Source organism: Shewanella sp. 3_MG-2023 (assembly GCF_030548765.1).
In the GTDB taxonomy this organism is placed as follows: Bacteria; Pseudomonadota; Gammaproteobacteria; order Enterobacterales; family Shewanellaceae; genus Shewanella.
Genome location: NZ_JAUOSH010000012.1, coordinates 51680 through 70125 on the forward strand (window position 1 = coordinate 51680; position 18446 = coordinate 70125).

General features: G+C 43.0%; 17 protein-coding genes. All 17 read left to right on the plus strand.

Annotated features, from left to right (window positions below):
* Positions 1–4: 4 nt before the first annotated feature.
* The 17 genes from Q4591_RS08825 (at position 5) to Q4591_RS08905 (ending at position 18383) form a co-directional block, all read left to right on the plus strand.
* Positions 5–316, plus strand: coding sequence for an MSHA biogenesis protein MshK (locus tag Q4591_RS08825; RefSeq protein ID WP_102440049.1), 312 nt, complete (start codon positions 5–7; stop codon positions 314–316).
* A gap of 13 nt (positions 317–329) precedes the next feature.
* On the plus strand, positions 330–2006 hold the full coding sequence (gene mshL, locus Q4591_RS08830; protein ID WP_102440010.1) for a pilus (MSHA type) biogenesis protein MshL: 1677 nt from the start codon (positions 330–332) through the stop codon (positions 2004–2006).
* Between the two features lie 23 nt (positions 2007–2029).
* Positions 2030–2962: an ExeA family protein gene (locus tag Q4591_RS08835; protein ID WP_102440009.1), complete on the plus strand. Its 933-nt coding sequence runs from the start codon at positions 2030–2032 to the stop codon at positions 2960–2962.
* Positions 2959–4254: a lipopolysaccharide assembly protein LapB gene (locus Q4591_RS08840; RefSeq protein ID WP_303460597.1), complete on the plus strand. Its 1296-nt coding sequence runs from the start codon at positions 2959–2961 to the stop codon at positions 4252–4254. Before Q4591_RS08835 ends, Q4591_RS08840 begins: the two co-directional genes overlap by 4 nt.
* Positions 4251–6005, plus strand: a complete 1755-nt coding sequence (locus Q4591_RS08845; RefSeq protein WP_102440007.1) for a GspE/PulE family protein — start codon at positions 4251–4253, stop codon at positions 6003–6005. The genes Q4591_RS08840 and Q4591_RS08845 overlap by 4 nt, the downstream gene beginning before the upstream one ends.
* Before the next feature lie 2 nt (positions 6006–6007).
* A complete protein-coding gene (locus tag Q4591_RS08850; protein WP_303411886.1) occupies positions 6008–7225 on the plus strand; it encodes a type II secretion system F family protein in 1218 nt (405 codons plus the stop codon).
* A gap of 37 nt (positions 7226–7262) precedes the next feature.
* Positions 7263–7781 (plus strand): MSHA biogenesis protein MshF, encoded by a 519-nt coding sequence (locus Q4591_RS08855; protein WP_303446117.1) that lies wholly within the window; start codon positions 7263–7265, stop codon positions 7779–7781.
* Positions 7782–7911: 130 nt separating this feature from the next.
* Entirely contained in the window at positions 7912–8517 is a 606-nt protein-coding gene (locus tag Q4591_RS08860) for a prepilin-type N-terminal cleavage/methylation domain-containing protein (protein WP_102475453.1), read from the plus strand.
* Positions 8518–8638: 121 nt separating this feature from the next.
* On the plus strand, positions 8639–9145 hold the full coding sequence (locus tag Q4591_RS08865) for a type II secretion system protein (RefSeq protein WP_303460604.1): 507 nt from the start codon (positions 8639–8641) through the stop codon (positions 9143–9145).
* An 11-nt stretch (positions 9146–9156) separates the two neighbouring features.
* Positions 9157–9645 carry a type II secretion system protein gene (locus tag Q4591_RS08870; protein ID WP_303460606.1) on the plus strand — a complete coding sequence of 163 codons (489 nt, stop codon included), beginning with the start codon at positions 9157–9159 and terminating at the stop codon, positions 9643–9645.
* Between the two features lie 441 nt (positions 9646–10086).
* A complete protein-coding gene (locus Q4591_RS08875; RefSeq protein WP_303460609.1) occupies positions 10087–10560 on the plus strand; it encodes a type II secretion system protein in 474 nt (157 codons plus the stop codon).
* Positions 10561–10738: 178 nt separating this feature from the next.
* Positions 10739–11251 (plus strand): Tfp pilus assembly protein FimT/FimU, encoded by a 513-nt coding sequence (locus tag Q4591_RS08880; protein ID WP_241904073.1) that lies wholly within the window; start codon positions 10739–10741, stop codon positions 11249–11251.
* Complete coding sequence (locus Q4591_RS08885) at positions 11241–11768, plus strand: prepilin-type N-terminal cleavage/methylation domain-containing protein (RefSeq protein WP_102440001.1); 528 nt, start codon at positions 11241–11243, stop codon at positions 11766–11768. Before Q4591_RS08880 ends, Q4591_RS08885 begins: the two co-directional genes overlap by 11 nt.
* The gene (locus Q4591_RS08890) at positions 11768–12634 is read left to right on the plus strand and encodes a PilW family protein (RefSeq protein WP_303460614.1); all 867 of its coding nucleotides are present in this window, start codon (positions 11768–11770) and stop codon (positions 12632–12634) included. The genes Q4591_RS08885 and Q4591_RS08890 overlap by 1 nt, the downstream gene beginning before the upstream one ends.
* Positions 12624–13100, plus strand: coding sequence for an MSHA biogenesis protein MshP (locus tag Q4591_RS08895; RefSeq protein WP_303460616.1), 477 nt, complete (start codon positions 12624–12626; stop codon positions 13098–13100). The genes Q4591_RS08890 and Q4591_RS08895 overlap by 11 nt, the downstream gene beginning before the upstream one ends.
* On the plus strand, positions 13090–16965 hold the full coding sequence (locus Q4591_RS08900; protein WP_303460618.1) for a DUF6701 domain-containing protein: 3876 nt from the start codon (positions 13090–13092) through the stop codon (positions 16963–16965). The genes Q4591_RS08895 and Q4591_RS08900 overlap by 11 nt, the downstream gene beginning before the upstream one ends.
* A 368-nt stretch (positions 16966–17333) precedes the next feature.
* Positions 17334–18383, plus strand: a complete 1050-nt coding sequence (locus tag Q4591_RS08905; RefSeq protein WP_076538556.1) for a rod shape-determining protein — start codon at positions 17334–17336, stop codon at positions 18381–18383.
* The last annotated feature ends 63 nt before the right edge of the window (positions 18384–18446 follow it).

The window sequence follows — 18446 nt, forward strand, 5'->3', positions numbered from 1 at the left end:
GCAGATACTCATAATCACCTGTGCTATCAGCCTAAGCTTTCTGCTATTCAGTAGCTTAAGTTTTGCAAAAGCATTGAGAGATCCGACACTACCAGGCAAAGGCTACGCAGTGTCATCGACTCAAGTTAATCGTCCGGGCTCATTAGTACTTAATAGCATAATGCATAGTAATAAACCCCATGCGGTGATTAACAACAAAATATTTTTTGTTGGTGATCGCGTCGAAGGGGTACGAATTGAATATATTGGAAAGCAATACGTTAATTTAGCTGATGGCAGAAAATTAACGCTATTTCAATCGATAACAGAGCGATAGGAAATCAATAATAATGAATGTAATTAAGTATATAACCCCTCTGCTATCCCTGTGCTTGTTGGGCTGTCAAACGACAGACAGACCCGATCCAACCACGTCTAAAAGTGAGCTGAGTCAATCTCTTGAGCAAGCACAAGCGGCGCAAAATATTGTCCCGCCGCCAGCGCAAATGCCTGAAGATGTGCAGCGTGAATTAAATGGTTCAAGTTCCCTTGGCAGAACCAGTGCATCTTTACCGACTGAGCGCCGCTTTGATGTGTCTGCTAACGATGTTGATGCAAAAGTGTTTTTCCCAAGTTTAGTCCAAGGCACCCCTTTAAGTGTGGCGGTGCATCCTGATGTGACGGGCTCTATTTCTGTATCGCTCAATGGCGTGACGCTTTCTGAAGTGATTAAAGTGATTGAAGACATTTATGGTTATGAAGTTAGCCAAGATGGCCGTATTTTACGGATCTTCCCAGCGGGCATGCGCACTGAAACCTATCCGTTAAATTATATTTATATGGAACGTGAAGGCTTATCACTAACCTCTGTCAGTTCTGGCCGTATCTCAGATAGTAATGACAACTCAAACTCTAATTCAAACAGCAATAGTTCAAATAACAGTAATAGCAATAGCTCAAATAACAGCAGTAATAATAGCAATAACGATGGTAACGATAATACCAACGGCACCTTTATTCGCTCGACCACCAAGTCAAATTTTTGGGGTGAGCTAGAAAAAACCTTAGTATCAATTATTGGCGATACCGGTGGTGGACGCCAAGTGGTGATTACCCCTCAAGCTGGCTTAGTAACTGTGAGGGCTTTTCCAAACGAGCTACGCCAAGTCAGCACCTTTTTAAATATTGCAGAAACCCACTTACAGCGTCAGGTTATTCTGGAAGCCAAGATTTTAGAAGTGACCTTATCTGATGGTTATCAGCAAGGTATTCAATGGGATAACGTATTAGGCCATGCAGGTAGCACAGACATTAGTTTTGGCACTTCACCGGGTAATGGCTTAAGCGATCAAATTACTAATGTGATAGGTGGGGTGACCTCTGTCAGCTTAACCGGTACCGACTTTAGCACCATGATAAGCCTGCTGGATACCCAAGGGGATGTAGATGTACTTTCAAGCCCTCGGGTGACCGCATCTAACAACCAAAAAGCAGTGATCAAAGTGGGTAATGATGAGTACTTTGTTACTGACGTATCATCAACCACGGTTGCAGGAACAACGCCAGTGACCACGCCGCAAGTTGAACTCACGCCATTCTTTTCGGGGATAGCCTTAGATGTGACCCCGCAAATTGATGGTGAAGGCAATGTCTTGTTGCATGTTCATCCATCAGTGATTGATGTGTCTGAGCAAATCAAAGAAATTAAAGTGAGTGGCTCATCATTAGAGCTGCCATTAGCGCAAAGTGAAATCCGTGAATCTGACACTGTGATAAAAGCGTCATCAGGTGATGTGGTGGTGATCGGTGGCCTAATGAAGAGCGAGAATATTGAAATTGTCTCTAGAGTGCCGCTACTGGGTGATATTCCTTTCTTAGGGGAAGCATTTACCAACCGCAGTAAATCAACCAAAAAAACCGAGCTTATCATTATGCTTAAGCCTACGGTTGTTGGCGCAGACACCTGGACCAATGAGCTAAAACGTTCAAAAGACCTGTTAGATCGTTGGTACCCAGAGCAAGAATAGCGATGTAAGCACGAGCAAACATTATGTATCAGCAGCACTTTGGCCTGAGTCAGTTACCGTTTACGCTTACGCCAAATACACAGTTTTTCTTTGGTTTGACGCCCCATGTGGAGGCGTTACAAGTGCTGCAAACTGCCATCGCTAATGGTGAAGGCTTTATTAAAGTAACTGGTGAGGTAGGGACAGGTAAAACGCTGATTTGTCGTAAGCTGATGAACGATTTACCGACTAATTATCACTGCGCATATGTACCGAACCCTTATTTAACCCCTGACGAGCTTCGTTGGGCGTTAGCGGCGGAGCTCGGGGTTTTATTAACTGAAAACCTCAATCAGCAGCAACTTACCAGCTTAATTCAAAGCCGTTTACTTGAGCTCAACAGCCAAGGCTTTAAAGTGATTCTGGTGCTCGATGAAGCTCAAGCCTTACCTAATAACAGTTTAGAAACGCTGCGGCTATTTACCAATTTAGAAACTGAAAGCGCCAAGTTAATTCAAGTGGTGTTGTTTGGTCAGCCAGAACTAGATAAGCGCTTACAAGACCCAGCAATACGGCAGCTAAAACAGCGGATCACCTTTAGTTATAGCCTTAGGCCATTAGTATGGGATGAAATTAAAGCGTACCTTAATTATCGCTTAAGTGTTGCAGGCTACCAAGGCAAAGGTTTGTTTAGTGATAAAGACATTAAATTAATCGCCCAAGCGGCAAGAGGCATACCACGGTTAGTTAATGTAATTGCTAATAAAGCCATGTTGCTGTGTTATGCAGAAGGGCGAGCGCAAATAAGCACATCACATTGCCGCGCAGCCATTGCCGATACTGAAGATGCCACACATCTATCACCCAGCAATACCATAAATGCTTGGGTATTTTTTATATTAATTATTAGCGCATCACTGACATGTTTATATATTGTCGATGTTGACTGGTTAGCTGTTTTAAGTGAGTCAATATGAGCGTAATAAATAAAGTTTTAAAAGATTTAGATAAGCGCCAGCAAACCGCAGTAGATGAAAATGGCGCTGCCAATACGACTGAGGCTTTTGTTACTCCCAAAGTGCAATTCCACAGCCAGTTGCAACCAGAATCAACATCTGGCTCAGCAATGGGGGCGAACCGAGGCTTATTCATCGCGCTGGTGATGATAATTACCATGTTGATATTAGGCTTCATGCTTTATCAACAAGGTAAGCAATTACAAAACCTGCAGCCTTTGGCTGAGCATAATCTTCAGTCTAAGGCTGATACTAGCAATGCCAGTGCGAAGGTAACCATAGCGCAGCAAGAGACTGAGAATAATATTACTGAGGCTGAGATTAAAGCCTCGGATCAGCTTGCAGGCGCTGAGCTAAAAGAAAGTGATCTAAATAAAAGTAAGCTAAATGAAACTGATGCTAACCAGCAATCAAAGCTAGCAAATGTAGAGCTAGTAAATGTAGCGTTAGCTGAGCAACAAGACATAGTCGTTAGTGAGCCAGCAAGCCTCAGCGCAGAAGCTAAGGCAGTAACACAACACCAAACGCTGGTTGAGCCTGAAGCCGTCAAAGTGGCTGATAAAACAGCGGATGTAAAAGTGCATTTTGCCCAACATCGCCGTTCAAGCAGCAGTGCAACCGTGGCCAATGTAAATCAAAAAGGTCACATGGCGGTTAAAGAAGTGACCTTAACTAATGAACAATTAGCGACGAAAAAATTTGATGTAGCAGAAGTGGCCGAGCAGCAACAAAAAATTGATCAAGCAATTAAGAATTATTATGAAGCTTTAGTACTGCAGCCTTCTATGCATCAAGCAAGAAAGCAACTCGCCGCGCTGTATTACTCAGTCAATAACTTAGGCAGAGCCGAGCAAATTTTAGCCCAAGGGGTGAGCCTTTTTCCTGAAGAGGTTGAATTAGCCATCTTAAAGGCAAAAGTGCAAATCGCCGCGTTTAGTCCCAATAAAGCGCTCAATACCTTGAGTGAGATAGACGATAACAGCGAATGGGCCAGAGACAAGTGGATGTTACAAAGTGATATTGCACAACAAGAAGGTCAATTTGCACTGGCAGAAGCGGCTTATCGCTCATTACTTTCCATTGAACCCTCGCAAGCGCGCTGGTGGATGGGCTTAGCTTATGCGTTAGATTCACAACAACAATACCCTCAGGCGGCAGATGCTTATCGAAAAGCGATGTCATATCGAGGTTTATCAACGGGTGCTATGACTTATATAGAGCAGCGTTTAATTCAACTAGGAGGTAGCCAATGAAACCTAAATTGAAAATGCGTTTGGGCGATCTACTAGTTCAAGAACACATTATTTCAAACGATCAGTTAATGCAGGCTTTAGCGGAGCAGCGTAATTCCGGTAAAAAACTCGGTCGTACCTTAATTGATCTTAACTGTATTACTGAAGATCAATTACTGAAGTTTTTATCCCAGCAGCTTAATCTGCCTTATTTAGATATCAGTCGTCTTTCTATTCCTGCTGAAGTGGTCAGTTTGATCCCTGAAGTACAGGCGCGCCGGTATCGCGCCTTAGTCGTTGAAGCCACCGCTGACAGCGTGACCTTGGCGATGAGCGATCCTGCTGATTTACAAGCAATCGATCACCTTGAAGTGTTTGTAGCACCGAAAAAATTGACCATTGCGGTGACGCCAGAGCGACAGTTACTGGATGCCTTCGATAACCTCTATCGACGCACCGATGAAATTGCAAAAATCGCGGGTGAATTAGAAGAAGAATATGCCGCAGATGACATGTTCGACTTGGCCAGTATCACCAACAGTGACAGTGATAATGAAACCACAGTGGTTAAATTATTACAGTCGATTTTTGAAGATGCTGTGCAAATGCGTGCCTCGGATATTCATATTGAACCCGGTGAAAAAGTACTGCGTATTCGTCAGCGTATCGATGGTCAGTTACATGAAAACACCTTAGATGAAGTCAATATTGCCTCAGCATTAGTACTGCGTTTAAAGCTAATGGCTGGACTTGATATCTCTGAAAAGCGTATGCCACAAGATGGCCGTTTTAATATAGAGGTAAAAGGCCACAAAATTGATATACGTATGTCTACCATGCCGATTTATCATGGTGAGTCGGTGGTAATGCGTTTATTGGATCAATCAGCAGGCTTACTGACGTTGAATGAAACCGGTATGCCGGACCATATTTTGCAGCGCATTCGTAAACAGATTAAGCGACCTCACGGCATGCTGTTAGTGACAGGGCCAACTGGTAGCGGTAAAACCACCACCTTGTATGGCATTTTAAGTGAGTTGAACAAAGCTGATACTAAGATCATTACCGTTGAAGATCCGGTGGAATACCAATTGCCGCGGATTAACCAAGTACAGGTAAATCATAAGATAGGCTTAGATTTTTCCAATGTACTACGTACCACCTTACGTCAAGATCCCGATATCATCATGGTGGGTGAGATGCGTGATCAAGAAACCGTCGAAATTGGCCTTCGAGGCGCATTAACCGGTCACTTTGTGTTATCGACCTTGCATACCAATGATGCCATTACCAGTGCGCTACGTTTACTCGATATGGGCGCAGCCAGTTACCTAGTTGCCAGTGCGCTAAGGGTGATTATTGCCCAGCGGTTAGTGCGCCGCGTATGTGCGAACTGTGCGACTGATTACCAAGCTACAGCAGGCGAATTAGCTTGGATTAACGCCGTAAGCAAAAAAGATCCTAGCCAAGCCAACTTTAAAGTAGGTACAGGTTGTCAAAGCTGTAATGGCTCCGGCTACCGTGGTCGTATAGGTATTTTTGAAATTCTTGAGCTTGATGATGCCATGGTGGATGCGATGCGCACCGGTAACCCGCAAGACTTTGCCCATGCCGCCAAGCAAAGCCCAAGTTTTGTGCCGCTGGCAGACTCAGCATTTGAATATCTATTTAATGGCATGACAACCATAGAAGAGGTAGCCAAACTGGTTGAAGATGTCAGTGAGCTGCGAATGGAGCCCCCCGCTCTGCATAATATTGCTTCAGGGGTCTAATTATGCCGACATTCCAGTATCGAGGACGAAACTCCCAAGGCGCTGCCGTTACTGCCTTAATTGAGTCAGCTAACGAGAATAGCGCCGCAGATGCGTTAATGTCTCGTGGCATTATTCCCCTTGAGCTGCGTGAAGTAAAACCGACTAAGCCTTTTAATCTTGGCGGTATTTTTACTCAAAAAGTGTCATTAGAAGAGCTACAAATTTTTACTCGGCAAATGTATTCGTTAACTCGCTCTGGCATTCCAATTTTGCGTGCTATTGCAGGTTTGGCTGAAACTACGCATTCCCAACGAATGAAAGATGCCCTTAATGATATTTCAGAGCAATTAACCTCAGGTCGCCCTTTATCTGCCGCCATGAATCAGCATCAAGATATTTTTGATTCGCTTTTTATCTCTATGGTTCATGTGGGTGAAAACACCGGTAAATTGGAAGATGCTTTTATTCAGTTATCTGGCTATATCGAACGAGAGCAAGAGACTCGCCGCCGAATAAAATCAGCGATGCGCTATCCCATCTTCGTATTGATCGCTATTACTATCGCTATGGTGGTGTTGAACATCATGGTTATTCCAAAGTTTGCAGCTATGTTTTCCCGTTTTGGCGCCGAACTGCCGTGGGCAACTAAAATTTTAATTAACACCTCTAATTTATTTGTTAATTATTGGCATGTAATGACAGTGGTTTTAGTGGCCATTATTGTCAGCATTCGATATTGGCATCACACCGAAAAAGGTGAGCGACAATGGGACAAATGGAAATTACATATTCCTGCGGTGGGCTCAATCATTGAACGCTCAACCTTATCGCGCTACTGCCGCAGTTTCTCGATGATGTTGGGAGCGGGTGTGCCTATGACTCAAGCGCTCAGTTTAGTGGCAGATGCCGTAGATAATAGTTATATGCATGACCGTATTGTTGCCATGCGCCGCGGAATTGAATCTGGTGAATCAATGCTAAGGGTGTCAAACCACAGTGGTTTATTTACACCATTAGTGCTGCAGATGGTGGCAGTAGGCGAAGAAACCGGTCAAATCGATAAATTACTTAATGATGCTGCTGATTTTTATGAAGGTGAAGTGGATTACGATTTAAAGAATTTAACCGCCAAATTAGAGCCGATTTTAATTGGCTTTGTAGCAGGCATTGTATTAATTTTGGCCTTGGGTATTTATCTGCCAATGTGGGATATGCTCAATGTGGTCAAAGGTGGCTAACAATGCATAACGCCACAATGTTTGAGTTAATTGCATAATGCAAAAACAACAGCAATCAGAAAATAATTTGGTTAAGAGCTATATCCGTATTATCAGCATCACCTTAGTGCTCGTGATTATGGTTGTTATCGGAGCGAAACATTTTGCAAGCGTCGAGAGTATCGGCGCTCAAAGTATCCACCGAGAACATAATCGGCTGCTGTATGTGCTGGCGATGGTAAAAAGCCAGTGGCTTAGTCAGGGCAAGCCTCAGCGCTTGAAGTTAAGTTGGGAAAACCTAGCGTCAGGTTCAGCTAAACAACTTAAAAATGATAAGCTGGCTGGGGAGGATAATATTATTTTGATGTCGACTTTTGGCTGGCCAATGCTAAAATCCGCCTCCGCACAGGGTTGTGTTGAGTTATGGCAACAATTGATGGCAAGCAACTTGCTAGATATGGGAGTTAAGGTAAATTACCAAACCGAATTAGAGATTTGTCATTTCGCTACAGCGCAAAGTGGTAGCATTAGTTATCAGGTTTCATCGGGGCGGGTTATTTTTACCGGGTCAGATTAAATTTCAATCGATATAGGTGTTTAATCTACATTAAGTGCTAAAATTTATTTACATATAAGCTTTAGCTAGTTAACAATAGGCAATATGACTGCAGCTCAAATAGGTGTCAGTCTCAATAGAGGTATTTTATATGAAAATGAAGCAACAAGGCTTTTCTTTAATCGAATTGGTTATTGTTATTGTCATTCTAGGCTTGTTAGCGGCAACCGCAATTCCACGTTTTTTAAATGTCACTGAAGATGCGCAAAACGCCAGTGTCGAAGGTGTTGCTGGTGGTTTGGCGACTGCGGTTGGTTTTGTTCGCGCCCAGTGGGAAGTGGACGGTCGTCGTAATACCTCTGTGATTTTAGATGGCACGGTTGTTTCTTTAGATACTCGCTTTGGTTTTCCGACAGGTCGTACAAATACTGACGTTACAGCAATGACTGACCTAACGTGTCAGGAAGTGTTTAATAGTGTGCTGCAAAGTGCCCCTCGTAACGACATCTATACTGAAGACGCGCGTGATTTACGCTACACAGTAAAAGTTGAAAAGGGTATTGGCGGAACGGCTACCGGTATCGATGGCTCAGTGGTTCAAAGTATTGATGTTTGTGTCTATCATCAAATTGCTTCATTAACCTTGAACACCAATACAGGTGTTCCGGCGCCAACACCGAGCTTAAATACCGCTGGAGCAAAAGGTGTGACTTATAATCCAGGTACTGGCCAAGTATTCAGTTTTAGTAACGATTAATTTATTGATTAAGGTAACTAAAGCCTTAATCACGCTGAAAGTAATAGTTAATTACTGAATAAGGATTATTCAGTAATGTTGTAAATGCCATAAATTTTATTTTTTAAAGAGGGTCGACATTATGCAAATCAAACGTAAGCAACAAGGTTTTACATTAATTGAGCTAGTAGTAGTTATTATCATTCTTGGTATTCTAGCGGTAACCGCAGCGCCTAAATTTATTAATTTGCAGTCAGATGCACGTCAAGCATCACTGCAAGGTGTTAAGGGGGCTATTCAAGGCGCTAACGGGTTAGTGTTTGCTAGAGCGGCGATTGATGGTCATGAGAAAAAAGCAATAGCAGCTTGGGGTACTGACGAAGGTGTCGATATAGGTGCAGAAGAACTTGCTGTGACAAAGTTTGGCTACCTTCAAGCCGATATGGATGAATTTAATAACGCCATTGATGCAGAATTTGGTACAGCGGATACAGAGTGGATAGTCGACGATGCTGTTGATGGCAAACTAACTATCACTCAAAATGGTTCACCTGCAGAAGTGACAGGAGCAGCTTGTAAGTTGGTTTATACCGAAGCTGCTGATGCTAATACAATCCCTACTTATGTGATTACTGATAACGGTTGTTAATAGGAGTCTTTATGAAGCAGCAAAATGGTTTTACATTAATTGAGCTAGTAGTAGTTATTATCATTCTTGGTATTTTAGCGGTAACCGCAGCGCCTAAATTTATTAATCTGCAGGGTGATGCGAGAGTTTCTGCTTTAGCTGGCATGAAAGCTGCTATCCAAGGTGGTAATACATTAGTCTATTCTAAAGCAGCTTTGGCTGGTAAAGAATCTGAGGATGCAGATACTCTAGATATTGGCTCCGGCGCAGAAGATTTAAATATTGTATATGGTTACATAAAAGCAAAACAAGACGATTTGGAAGAAGCTTTAGATGTGACCTTCGATGCTTTAGCTGATATTGATACAGGTTCAAATGATTGGATTATCGATGATGCTACTGATGGGGAAGCTACTATTTATCAAAGAGGCGCTCCTGATACTTGTGATTTAGTTTATGAGGAAGCTGGAGACGGTGTATTGCCCGTTTATACAGCAGTAACAGATCCCGATCTTTGTTAAATTAGATTTTTGGATATTAAAAGCCTGCTTATGCAGGCTTTTTTTGTTTTTAAAGGGAATATTTTTTCTGCTGTGTAACCTTGGTGGCACATGGTGGCCATGATGGGGTGATAAAATTGTGGCTATAAATTGCTAAGGTGTTGATTCTCTGGTTTAACTGTTCGGTTTTATTCAGTGTCATTATCTATGCAAAAGCAACAAAGCTATCTGCTTTAAATATAAATGATACAAACTGATACCGAGTTATGCGGGACAGAAATTTGACGAAGTGAGATAATTGACGCCCTTGTTAGGTAAAGGTTGTTTATCTAACAAGTCTCGCCATTAAGGATTAAACAGAGAACATTGCTTAGCCACTTACCTTGCTTGACTCAAGCGCAGTAAGTTTGGAAAAAACGTAGGCATCCATATTTTATATTGTCGTATCTATAGGTCGTATTTATGCAAAAACAACAAGGTTTTACGCTAATTGAATTAGTGGTAGTCATTATCATTTTAGGTATTTTAGCGGTTACTGCAGCACCAAAATTTATCAATTTACAAGGTGATGCCCGCGTATCAACTTTACAAGGTGTTAAAGCGGCGATTCAAGGTGCTAATAGCCTTGTATATTCAAAGGCGGCACTTGCGGGTGAAGAGAAAAAATCTTCAGGTTTGGTGGATATTGGTGCAGCAACAGATGCTGCCACAGTATTTGGCTATATTTCAGCAACAAAAGCTGAATTATTAAAAGCGGTAGATATTTCAGACGATGAATGGGATTTTACCGTGGTATCTGCTGCTGCAGATGTGCCTAAATCTATTGAGATCGTTCAAGTAGGCGCTCCTGAAGCTTGCAAATTGACTTATAAAGAAAGTGCTGGAGAGAATAAACTCCCAACATTTTCAACATTACCAGTCGCTTCAGCTTGTTAATATTGATTTAACTTAATACTAAGCCTGCTTACGCAGGCTTTTTTATTGGCAGTATTTCAGTATGTAAGCTTACTACTGGCTAACATTATCAATAGGCTAAATGGCAATTTTAATAAAGGATATCAAGACGTTTATGCTATATTTTGCCATACTATATAACTGATTTACTTTTTGATAGGTGGTAACGATCTTTTCACTCGGGCTTAAACATAAACGCGTTCATTGTGGCTTTACCTTAGTTGAGCTGGTGACTACGATTCTAATCGTAGGGATTATCGCTGTGTTTGTGATCCCAAGGCTCATTCCTCAGTCCAGCTATAGCGCGTATTCTCTGCGAAATGAATTTATCAGTGAGCTGCGCCAAGTGCAGTTAAGAGCAATGAATAATAGCGATCGTTGTTATCGTATTAGTGTGTCGCCAACGGGTTATCAGCTTAGCCACTATTCGCAAACGATTAACACCGCCTCCGCAAGCTGTAATACCGCAAACCTGTTGAGAACAGAAGTGGAACAAGCTTTTCAGGGTGGCGCTTATATCGAGCTGGCCAGTACAAGCGCGACGACCTTCTTTTTAGATTTTGATAATTATGGCCGCTCAAACATCAATTGTTCAGGCTTGTGTTTTAATGCCGTAGCCGATGAAACCTTAGGTATTGCAATGGAATCTGAGGGCTACATTCATGGCTTATAAATTATCCCCATTTAATGCTTTTACAACTAAAAAATCAGGTTTTACTTTGATTGAACTAGTGGTGGGTATGCTTGTGTTGAGCATATCCATTGTACTGATGACCTCAATGCTGTTACCCCAAGCTGATCGCGCCGTTGAAACACTTTCACGGGTTCGCTCTGCTGAGCTTGCCCATTCGGTGATGAATGAGATTTGGGGTAAGCGCTTTGATGAAAATACCGATCCAAATGGTGGTATACCAGCGTGTAATTCTGCTGCTGGGGTAGCTTGTTCAACCACGCTGGGGCCAAACGGTGAAAGCCGTAATAATTTCAATGATGTGGATGATTACAAAGGTTTGAATATTAGCAGTCTCATGCTTGACTCAAACCAGACCTACGCCGAGGTGTATTTGGGCTATGAGTTAGAAGTTGATGTGTCATACCTTAACGGCCAAGCCGAAAAATTAATTACTGTAGACGTCACTACGCCTGCTGGTGAAGTGATCACTTACCAAGCGGTAAGGAGTAATTACTAATGGGCTTACTGCAACGGGCAAAACCTTTATCAAATATAGGCGTTAAACAGGTCGGTTTTACCTTAATTGAAATGGTCACCGTCATTTTGATTTTGGGCATATTGGTGGTTGGGGTTAGCGGTTTTATTATTTTTGGTACCCGTATTTTTGTTGAATCAAGCTCAATTGATCAAGTGCTTAGCCAAAGCCGTTTTGCGGTTGAGCGCATGACCCGTGATATTCGTAATGCAGTGCCAAATAGCGTCAGATTACGCACTGCAACAGGTGGCAGTTATCAATGTATTGAGCTATTGCCCATTGATTCCAGCACCAGTTACCTTGAGCTGCCCATTTACCCTGATGATGCCCTTGTCACCGGCACAGTGATTGATAATGGCATTAGCATTAATGCAGGGCAATATGCGCTGGTTTACCCACTCGCTAGCAATAGCAGCGGCGTTAACGATGTATATCAAGCTAGCAGAAACAAGCGCTTTGAACTGCAATCAAGTTCAAGCTCAGCCAATGTGCTTATGCTAACATTTACTGGCCTAGCTCAATTTGCCGAGCAGTCGCCAATTAAACGTATCTACTTTGCCAGTCAGCCTATTAGTTATTGTTTTGAAAGCCCTATAGGCAATAGTGAGGTAAAACTTTATCGTTACGCTGACTATGGCTATATAGCGAGTCAGCCCGCACCATCGCAAATGGGCACTGCGGTATTGATGGCAGAAAATGTTAGTAACAATCTGCTACTAGAGCCTGCTATTAAACTGACTGAACAAAACCTAATGCGAAATGCCATAGTCCATATTGAACCCAGATTTAGTGTTAATGGCGAAACGTTCAAATATCAGCATCAAGTTAAGGTGACGAATGTTCCATAACCCCTTAAACAAGGCACTAAGCGCTAGTGGCTTAATAGCAAGACGTCAACGAGGCAGCGCCTTGGTGATTGCTATTTTTGTATTAATCGTCATGTTTTTACTGGCTGGCACATTAATTCGGATGCTGGAAGATAGCGATGATGCTGTGAACCTCGAAGTGTGGGGCGCCAGAGCCTTATTTGCCGCCAATAGCGGCGCAGATGCTGAATTAGCAAGTTTATTTCCGGTTGCTGGTGGGGTGGGTGTTTGCAATTCAGTACGTCATGAATGGATAGCGCCATCAACAATTGGTTTTCACGGCTGTAGAGTTTCAGTGATTTGTACCCCTACGGTGGCTAACGGCGTGACCCAATATAGCATTCTTAGCTATGCAGTTTGTGAAACCGGTAATTGTAGCGGCGATGCGGCTACAACAGATTGCCTGCGGGTTAATCGACAAGTAGAGGTGGAAGCCCGTGGTGATTAGTTTTCTAAAAAGTAGTGTCACAGCGTTAGTTATGTGTTGTTTTTTGATAATGCCAGCTTATGCATTTGAGGTTATTGATCAGAATGTTATTTGGGCTGATGTTGCCCAAGGTCATCGCGGGAATAATAATGGTAAATGTGCTTCAGGCACACAGTTATCGTTAAGTGATCAAAGTCGAATTAATGGTACCAATGGAGATGATTTACAGTTTTGTTCTATTAGCATTGTAAATGGTAATGGGAGAAGCTGCGATACTGCTGCTGGCGGTGATCGCACTTGTACTATTACCGGTAGAGATATCCGTGGCTTAGCGATGAGCGGCACTAACAAATTTGAGACTAGTAATGGCGGGGCTGGTAGTGATTCTTGTAATAACAATGCTCAAATAACATTGGGTGATGACGGTGAAAATGAATTTACAGAGATTAAGCTAGATAATTGTACGGCTACTATTACAAATGACTTTAATGAATATCGTTTTGATAAACTTGAACTGACTAATCGGGGTAAATTGATCTTGTCGGGTGGTGATTACTGGGTCGATGAATTACTTTTAGGTAGCGACTCCTCCATTGAGTTACTTGGCGATGTGAGAATTTTTGTTAACCAGTCTGCAAGTTGGAGTGATCGAGTAAAGCTGAATGATGGTAATAACTTTGAATTGCAATTAATTACCTATAGTTCACTAACACTAGCCAGTGGCACTACGGTTAATGGGTTGATTGTTGTTGATGGGACCTTGTCAATGACCAATCAGTCAATTATTAATGGTCGTGTGACAGCTAGAGTGTTAAATATGAAATCATCGACTATCAATGATGCATCATCCAACCCTGTCATTCCATTCCATATTCAATACGGTAAGTCTATATCTATAACTGATCCGAATACTGGAGCTACAACAGGGAGTGTTAGTTTTGAGACGCCTTTCCCCGCAGGTTCAACACCGCTAATCTTTTTAATGCCGACCATTTCTGAAACTGATGCAAATGGTGATGGCCCCGCTTCAGTCTTTTTAGAACAAGGCAGTGTCACCACATCTGGCTTTAGCTGGGAGCAACAAGAGCCGCCTTCACCAGCAAGGCGAAAGGTTGATTCTAACAATATGGTAGAGGTGCACTGGATTGCAGTTACAGAAGGCACCCATGACTTATCCAATGGCACCGAATTGATCGCCGGAACTGTGGCTGTAGATGATGCGCTAATAGGATCTAACTCACCTTATACCGATGTGATATTACCCGACACCCAAGATATCTTTTTGCACCAAATACAAACTCAGGTTAATAATTGTTGGCTTACTACTACCTCGCAATTTACAACGACTGGGGCTGAAGTTGCTTTAGAAGCATCTGAGGTCAGGCTTATCAGCCCGAATCGGTGCATGGAAGATAGATTGGAAAATGATGAGATTGCAGCCGAAACCGTAGCGTATATGTCGTTAATGGCAGGTAACGGTACTATTGAGTTAAATGGTGAAAATACAAATTTTCACTTTGGGAATGCGCAGACTTTCACTTCAGCAAATATTCAGGACTTAGATTATCAGTGTAACTTCACCACTAGTTTAACGGGCTTTAGCGATGCGCCAGTCTTAGTGTCAGGAAAAACCAGTCGACGTGGCGGTGATGGAGGCTGGCTGCGCCGTTGTCAGTTGACCAATGATACAGTCAGTATGGTGGTTGATGAAGATACTTATCGCGATCCCGATCGCCGTCATATTTGGGAACATTACAGCTTTGTCGCTCTTGAAACGACTGCGATAACCGCAGCCATAGATCATTTTGAATATACCCACTCAGGCTCAGCGTTAACCTGTTCAGCAGAAACATTAACCCTGAAAGCTTGCGCTGATGCCAGTTGTAGCACCACGGTTTCAGATACTGTATCAGCGAACTTAAGCCCAGCAACTATTACTGGTGGCGGAGGCTGGGTTGGCGGCAATAGTGTTAGCTTTAGTGACTCGACTCAAGTTGATTTAAGGCGCAACACTACGGGTAGTGTGACCGTTGGGATTATTAATTCAGTGCCTACCCCCATTAACCCCACTTTATGTAGCATTGCCGGTAATACCCCCACAGCGGCGCAATGTACTTTCAATTTTGCTGATAGCGGTTTTATTTTTGATGTGCCGGACAAGCTGGCTAATAAACCTGCCTCTGGTATTAGCGTTTCTGCGGTGAAAAAAGATGATGCCTCACAAGCGTGCGTACCGCAATTTGCTGATGTGACTAAAGATGTGGGCTTTTGGAGTGATTACGTTTCGCCGAGTTCAGTTATATCTGGGGCGCAAGTTGCAGTAACCGGTAATGGCGCAGCAACTGATATAGGGACATCCGTTGGCGCACGCACACTGATATCGCTGGATTTTGATGCTAATGGCGAAGCGGATATTAGCGTGAATTACCCTGATGCGGGTCAGGTGCAATTAAATGCGCAATATGATGGCAGTGACGACGAAGCGGGTTTAGTGATGGTGGGCGCGGACTCGTTTGTCAGCTTTCCTGTCGGCTTATGCGTTAAGCCTGTTGATACCAATGCCAGCTGCGCAGCGGGCGATAGCAGTTGCAATGTGTATAAAAAAGCCGGTGAGGAGTTTGATTTAACGGTTCAAGGCATGGCTTGGCAGTCTGATAATGATGTCGATTTTTGTGACAATTTAACCACGCCTAATTACATCCATAGCGGGATGACTTTAGGTAGTGAATTAATAGCCCCTAAACCTGGTGAAGAAGGCAGTCTTAGTATTGGTAATTACAACCATATTGCAGCGACTAATAATACCAATACTATTACGCAATCTATCAGTGAAGTAGGGGTGTTTGAGTTTACGGTTAAGCCGCCATCAACTTATGAAGGTTCAAGTTTTTACGATATCCCATTGGCAAGCTCAGATAATATAGGCCGTTTTGTGCCTGATCGATTTGCCATTAGTGGCGTGAGTGTTTTACCTAGCTGCACAGGCTTTAGTTATATGGACCAGCCATTCCCACTGGCAATGAATATCAGTGCCTTTAATATTAATGGCGCAGTGACTACAAATTATAAAGACAGTTTCGCCAAGGCCACAGCGCTATTGGTGGGGGCTGACAGCCTAGATGGTGATGATAAGCGCAATCGCTTGAGTTCATTACCTGTCACGGCGAGTTCTTGGATTGAAGGTGTGGCAACAGTCGATAGTAGTTATATGGCGACACTTAGCAGGCTTGCTGCCCCAGGTAAAGATGGTCCGTTTGATAGTTTTGATATCGGAGTTATTGTTGAAGATAACGACAATAATCATTCAGGTAGCAACGCAGACAATAACGCTTTTGTTGCCAATCCTGATATGAATGCGGCAACAGTAGGTAGTTGTGGCAGTAACTGTGATGCCAAGCAGCTTTCAACTCAGCGTTTTCGTCATGGCCGTGTGGTGATGGACAACACTTATGGTGCTGAAAAAGATACGCTTCAAATGGCCACTCGTGCAGAGTATTGGGATGGCACCAATTGGGTGCTGAATATTGAAGATAGTTGCAGTGTGGTAACTCCTGCATTAGCGACTCAGATTGATGATGCCACTTTAGGTTATAAATATGAGCCTGCATTGGTTGCAGGGCAACAAATTACCCGTGCTAATGATATAGTCCAATACCCAAATGGTAAGTTTGCTAACGGTGAATTTACCTTGCTATGGAATGCCATTACTGGCTCGACAGACTACCGAGGTCAAGTGACTGCGCCATTATCAGTCCCTACCTGGTTGCAATGGTATTGGGATTGGGATGCTACGTCTTCAACCACGCTTTACGATCCTAGAGCGAGTGCTTTTTTCGGTCGTTATCGTGGTCATGACAGAATAATTTATTGGCGAGAAGTACGTTAATTATTGAACGAGTGTCTCATTCATTTAATTAGCGTCGTTTAAGAGTTGCGATTTAATTAGCATCATTTGATATTCACTATTTTCAACGAATATTGAGCAATCATTTTTTTACTTCATAAGATTGGCAATGATTTGTTACTTTGCTGTGCAGAGCCAAAGTTAATCGTTATTAAATTTGGCATTGCTTTGGTGGAATTTTAATCACAGTTGAGTTGTTTTTGGCGAATAATCAATTAAATTGCCTAATATAGAAAAAAAAGCCCTAGATTAGCGATTGTTAACCTGTTCGGTCTTGTGCAATATCAGCGGCATTGATAAAGTTACCTGATTTTTCTTTCTTCTGACTTTACAGAATACAGGCTAGGTACATGTTCAAGAAGCTGCGTGGCGTTTTTTCAAACGACCTATCGATCGATTTAGGTACGGCAAATACATTAATTTACGTTCGTGACGAGGGTATCGTGTTAAACGAACCATCAGTTGTGGCTATTCGTGGCGAGCGTGGCAGCAGCGGACAAAAATCAGTGGCTGCTGTGGGTACAGATGCAAAGCAAATGCTAGGTCGTACTCCTGGTAATATTCAAGCAATTCGCCCAATGAAAGATGGTGTGATTGCAGACTTTTACGTGACTGAAAAAATGCTACAGCACTTCATTAAGCAAGTGCATAACAATAGCTTTTTCCGTCCAAGCCCGCGTGTCCTTGTTTGTGTGCCAGTTGGCGCAACACAAGTTGAGCGTCGTGCCATTCGTGAATCAGCCATGGGCGCTGGTGCGCGTGAAGTTTACTTAATTGAAGAGCCAATGGCTGCTGCAATCGGTGCTGGTTTACCAGTATCAGAAGCTACAGGTTCAATGGTTGTTGATATTGGTGGTGGTACTACTGAAGTGGCGATTATCTCGTTAAACGGTGTGGTTTACTCGTCATCAGTACGCATTGGTGGTGACAAATTTGACGATGCCATCATTAACTACGTACGCCGTAACTACGGTAGCTTAATCGGTGAAGCAACGGCTGAGCGTATTAAGCACACTATTGGTACTGCATATCCTGGCGACGAAGTACTTGAAATTGAAGTACGTGGTCGTAACCTTGCCGAAGGTGTACCAAGAAGCTTTACCCTAAATAGCAATGAAATCTTAGAAGCGCTACAAGAGCCGTTATCAGGTATTGTGAGTGCGGTAATGGTTGCATTAGAGCAGTCTCCACCAGAGCTGGCTTCAGATATTTCTGAGCGTGGCATGGTATTAACCGGTGGTGGCGCATTATTGCGTGATCTTGACCGTTTGCTCATGCAAGAAACCGGTATCCCGGTGATGGTTGCTGAAGATCCGCTAACCTGTGTTGCTCGTGGTGGCGGTAAAGCGCTAGAGATGATCGACATGCACGGTGGCGACTTATTCTCTGAAGAGAACTAAAGAGCGAACCAATGGCGGTGTATATTTTGACTTCTATAGCTAAAATGTCACCGCCTGATAATT